The 917-nt window shown below is 64.0% G+C and carries 1 protein-coding gene; it reads right to left on the bottom strand.

All coding sequences use genetic code 11. The features are described 5' to 3' along the window. Positions 1–625: flagellin N-terminal helical domain-containing protein (locus PMI42_RS40025; protein WP_008134612.1), on the bottom strand; the 625-nt coding region annotated here is incomplete at its 3' end. Positions 626–917 lie beyond the last annotated feature (292 nt).

Consider the following 917-nt stretch of genomic DNA (forward strand, 5'->3'; position numbering starts at 1 on the left):
CGGCGAACGCATTGCCGGCCGTCAGGGCACCGCCGTTGGCCGTGCTCAACACCGTTGCAGAAGTAGTGGCCGCGTTGATGACAACGCCCGTGGTGGTAGCGTTGACGTAGGTCGTGCCCGTCGCCGCGGTGCCGGTCAGGGTACCGGGGGTGCCGCCGAGCGTGGTCGTGAGCGTGGCCGCGGTCGTACCGCCGACGGTGCCGTCATACAGCACGTTGCTGGAGGCAATTGCGCTCGTGAAGCTGGTGGTGCCGCGCAGGTCGGCGGGCGTCGCACCCGGGATCGTGGTCGAGACGTTCGACTTGGTCGAGTAGCCGACGGTGGTCTGGAGCGCCTGGTTGGCGATCGATTTCGCGCTGTCGATCAGCTTCTGGAGCGAGGTGATGCCGGTGTTGGCCGCCTGCAGCACCTGCACGCCGTTGTTGATGCCATCGAGCAGGTTGCTGATGTCGCTGGCCCGGTTGTCGAGCCCCTGGGCGGTGAAGAAGTTGGTGGGGTTGTCGAGGGCCGTGTTGACCTTCTTGCCCGTGGCCAAGCGCTGCTGCGTCGTGGCCAGGAGGTCGGCCGTCGACTGGAGCGACAACAGGTTCTGACGAACCGAGGCCGAAAGAACAATGTTGGACATTGGCGAGTCTTCCTCTTGAAGCGACACCGGATACGAATCGGGGCTCGCCGAGTGTGAGAACGAGCTTTTGTCCTGTTGTAGGGGTTCTCCTTTAAAGTATGGTTAACGCCGACTTAAACGGTACGGTTAACAGAGGGTTAACGCCCCGCCCGCCCCGGATCCCGGCCGATATGAAGTGCGGCACGCCCGGCCCGGACGGCACCCGCCAAAAGAAAAACGGCGGGGCCGAAGCCCCGCCGCCATATTTGGTTTGCGATTGCTGCTGCGGATCAGCGGAGCAGCTGCAACACGC

Origin of the sequence: Bradyrhizobium sp. YR681 (assembly GCF_000282615.1) — a bacterium.
Lineage (GTDB): Bacteria > Pseudomonadota > Alphaproteobacteria > Rhizobiales > Xanthobacteraceae > Bradyrhizobium.